Here is a 1,064-nt window from a genome sequence, read left to right on the forward strand (position 1 = left end):
TATCATGTTTTATTATATTTGAATAATATTCATTATTTTCTGACATTCTTTTGTCTGCTAGACCGACCATTTTCTTTCAGGGTTTATCAACCCTGGTTATTAGTTAAATATCACAAAATTTAGGATTTTTTGGCGTTCACATAAACATAATAATTCTTAGGAATAAACAATAAAGTACTGACTTCTTTCGCCCTATAAAGGTCATTAACCTTCTTCCTGAGAGGACGATTGACTTAATGATTCCGAATTAAGTTTTACTCCTCCGACTACTAAAAAGTCGCTTTATCCTTGGGCCTAATGACTTTATCTTATTATTATTTCATCCGATAACTGGCCTTTAGGATTCTCCAAGTTACTCTAAATATCGACCTTGATTCCTTAGGAGAAGTGACCGTTAAATTAACGGTGAGATTCCAGGTTTTTTTTGTTGATAAAATATCCAATAATCGGTTATATATTGATATTTTCTGGACTACTCACTGATAGTAGTTTACGAGATAGGTTATACAATTTCATCTTCTTTTTCTTCTTAGACCATTTCAGGTTTATCCTTAGAATCATTCGGTGGCGGCGTCATTTTAACTAACTACTTCGTCGTAACCCGCTTTTAAGAACTGCTATAATTCCTTATTCTTTCGTTTAAAGAACCGTTCTTATCCTTTCCAGTATTTATCGTTCTGGTGATTGGTTAGTTCACTTGATATTTAGGCCTCTTTGGCGCCCAACCGAATAGGTTGATAATATGCAATCCATTTATTATTATTATTCATTACTATAAAAGGTTCTTGAGTTATAATGTGTCTTTGATCTAAATAAATACCATTTTGAATTAATTTAATCATATAATCGTTTAAAATTATTTTTTTACAATTTTGAAATAAAATTTTAATATCTATTAAATTAGATAAAGAAATTTGATTCATTAAAGTAGCATTTTTTAGTTCATATAAACCAATTTTAGTTCTTTTTAATTGTTTTAATGATACGGATAGATTAATTGCGTTTTATGCAGCGATTTATCTTTGCTGTTTTATTTACAATCAGCCCCCGTCCAAACGGTGCGA

Annotated in this window: 1 protein-coding gene; it reads right to left on the reverse strand. The window is 30.4% G+C overall.

Annotated elements, in window-relative coordinates; all coding sequences use genetic code 11:
• Positions 1–704: 704 nt before the first annotated feature.
• The gene (locus B2G44_RS02175; protein WP_180372483.1) at positions 705–923 is read right to left on the reverse strand and encodes a hypothetical protein; all 219 of its coding nucleotides are present in this window, start codon (positions 921–923) and stop codon (positions 705–707) included.
• Between the last annotated feature and the right edge of the window lie 141 nt (positions 924–1,064).

This window comes from Candidatus Phytoplasma citri (genome assembly GCF_002009625.1).
Taxonomy (GTDB): Bacteria; Bacillota_I; Bacilli_A; order Acholeplasmatales; family Acholeplasmataceae; genus Phytoplasma; species Phytoplasma citri.